Source organism: Photorhabdus noenieputensis (genome assembly GCF_018448935.1).
Lineage (GTDB): Bacteria > Pseudomonadota > Gammaproteobacteria > Enterobacterales > Enterobacteriaceae > Photorhabdus > Photorhabdus noenieputensis.
In genome coordinates this window covers 2,026-5,085 of the sequence record NZ_RCWC01000075.1, presented here as the reverse complement: position 1 = coordinate 5,085, position 3,060 = coordinate 2,026, and the positions used below count along the sequence as shown (strand labels likewise).

1 rRNA gene is annotated in these 3,060 nt (G+C 53.9%); it reads right to left on the bottom strand.

Going from position 1 to position 3,060, the window contains the following annotated elements:
• Positions 1–36: 36 nt before the first annotated feature.
• A 23S ribosomal RNA gene (locus EAE91_RS22950) occupies positions 37–2,946 on the bottom strand.
• Between the last annotated feature and the right edge of the window lie 114 nt (positions 2,947–3,060).

Below are 3,060 nucleotides of genomic sequence, written 5' to 3'. Positions count from 1 at the left end.
GCTGTCTTCCGAACACCAAAACCCTTTTGGCGTTGTAAGGTTAAGCCTCTCGGTTCATTAGTACTGGTCAGCTCAATGCATCGCTGCACTTACACACCCAGCCTATCCACGTCTTCGTCTTAAACGTTCCTTCCGTGACTCAAAGTCAGGGGAAGACTCATCTCAAGGCAAGTTTCCCGCTTAGATGCTTTCAGCGGTTATCTCTCCCGCACTTAGCTACCGGGCTATGCCATTGGCATGACAACCCGTACACCAGCGGTGCGTCCACTCCGGTCCTCTCGTACTAGGAGCAGCCCCTTTCAATCTTCCTGCGCCCACGGCAGATAGGGACCGAACTGTCTCACGACGTTCTAAACCCAGCTCGCGTACCACTTTAAATGGCGAACAGCCATACCCTTGGGACCTACTTCAGCCCCAGGATGTGATGAGCCGACATCGAGGTGCCAAACACCGCCGTCGATATGAACTCTTGGGCGGTATCAGCCTGTTATCCCCGGAGTACCTTTTATCCGTTGAGCGATGGCCCTTCCATGCAGAACCACCGGATCACTAAGACCTACTTTCGTACCTGCTCGAACCGTCACTCTCGCAGTTAAGCTGGCTTATGCCTTTGCACTAACCTCACGATGTCCGACCGTGATTAGCCAACCTTCGTGCTCCTCCGTTACGCTTTGGGAGGAGACCGCCCCAGTCAAACTACCCGCCAGACACTGTCCTCAGCCCGGATTACGGGCTTAAGTGAGAACATCGAACATTCAAGGGTGGTATTTCAAGGATGGCTCCATGCGGACTGGCGTCCACACTTCCTGGCCTCCCACCTATCCTACACATCAAGGCTCCATGTTCAGTGTCAAGCTATAGTAAAGGTTCACGGGGTCTTTCCGTCTTGCCGCGGGGACACTGCATCTTCACAGCGAGTTCAATTTCACTGAGTCTCGGGTGGAGACAGCCTGGCCATCATTACGCCATTCGTGCAGGTCGGAACTTACCCGACAAGGAATTTCGCTACCTTAGGACCGTTATAGTTACGGCCGCCGTTTACTGGGGCTTCGATCAAGAGCGTCGCCTTGCGGCTAACCCCATCAATTAACCTTCCAGCACCGGGCAGGCGTCACACCGTATACGTCCACTTACGTGTTTGCACAGTGCTGTGTTTTTAATAAACAGTTGCAGCCAGCTGGTCTCTGCGACTGGCTTCGGCTCCGGAGGCGAACTCCCTCACCTAGCGCCAGCGTGCCTTCTCCCGAAGTTACGGCACCATTTTGCCTAGTTCCTTCACCCGAGTTCTCTCAAGCGCCTGAGTATTCTCTACCTGACCACCTGTGTCGGTTTGGGGTACGATTCAATGTCACCTGGTGCTTAGAGGCTTTTCCTGGAAGCCGGGCATCAGCCACTTCACTGCCGTGGCAGCTCGTCATCACGCCTCAGTGTTGAAAGAAGAGCGGATTTGCCTGCTCCTCCCACCTACACGCTTAAACCGGGACAACCGTCGCCCGGATGGCCTAGCCTTCTCCGTCCCCCCTTCGCAGTCACATTCAGTACAGGAATATTAACCTGTTTCCCATCAGCTACGCCTCTCGGCCTCGCCTTAGGGGTCGACTCACCCTGCCCCGATTAACGTTGGACAGGAACCCTTGGTCTTCCGGCGAGCGGGTTTTTCACCCGCTTTATCGTTACTTATGTCAGCATTCGCACTTCTGATACCTCCAGCGGGCCTCACAGCGCCACCTTCGACGGCTTACAGAACGCTCCCCTACCCAGCCACACAAACGTGTCGCTGCCGCAGCTTCGGTGCATGGTTTAGCCCCGTTACATCTTCCGCGCAGGCCGACTCGACCAGTGAGCTATTACGCTTTCTTTCAATGATGGCTGCTTCTAAGCCAACATCCTGGCTGTCTGGGCCTTCCCACATCGTTTCCCACTTAACCATGACTTTGGGACCTTAGCTGGCGGTCTGGGTTGTTTCCCTCTTCACGACGGACGTTAGCACCCGCCGTGTGTCTCCCGTGATAACATTCTTCGGTATTCGCAGTTTGCATCGGGTTGGTAAGCCGGGATGGCCCCCTAGCCGAAACAGTGCTCTACCCCCGAAGATGACTTCACGAGGCGCTACCTAAATAGCTTTCGGGGAGAACCAGCTATCTCCCGGTTTGATTGGCCTTTCACCCCCAGCCACAGGTCATCCGCTAATTTTTCAACATTAGTCGGTTCGGTCCTCCAGTTAGTGTTACCCAACCTTCAACCTGCCCATGGCTAGCTCACCGGGTTTCGGGTCTATACCCTGCAACTCATTCGCCCAGTTAAGACTCGGTTTCCCTGCGGCTCCCCTATGCGGTTAACCTTGCTACAGAATATAAGTCGCTGACCCATTATACAAAAGGTACGCAGTCACCCTGATTGCTCAAGGCTCCCACTGCTTGTACGTACACGGTTTCAGGTTCTCTTTCACTCCCCTCGCCGGGGTTCTTTTCGCCTTTCCCTCACGGTACTGGTTCACTATCGGTCAGTCAGGAGTATTTAGCCTTGGAGGATGGTCCCCCCATCTTCAGACAGGATTTCTCGTGTCCCGCCTTACTCATCGAACTCACAACCATACCGCCTTCGAGTACGGGGCTGTCACCCTCTCTTGCCGGCCTTTCCAGACCGTTCCTCTGATGGCATGGCTGATGCTGGTTCTGGGCTGCTCCCCGTTCGCTCGCCGCTACTGGGGGAATCTCGGTTGATTTCTTTTCCTCGGGGTACTGAGATGTTTCAGTTCCCCCGGTTCGCCTCATTAACCTATGGATTCAGTTAATGATAGTGCAACGCATTGCACTGGGTTTCCCCATTCGGACATCGCCGGTTATTACGCTTCATATCAGCTTACCGACGCTTTTCGCAGATTAGCACGTCCTTCATCGCCTCTGACTGCCTAGGCATCCACCGTGTACGCTTAGTCGCTTAACCTCACAACCCGAAAGAGTCTCGGATTGTTCAGCCTGAGAGATAACTCAATAACACCTCGGTGATATTATTGAGCATTTCAATTTTTCAGCTTGTTCCAGATTGTTAAAGAGCTAA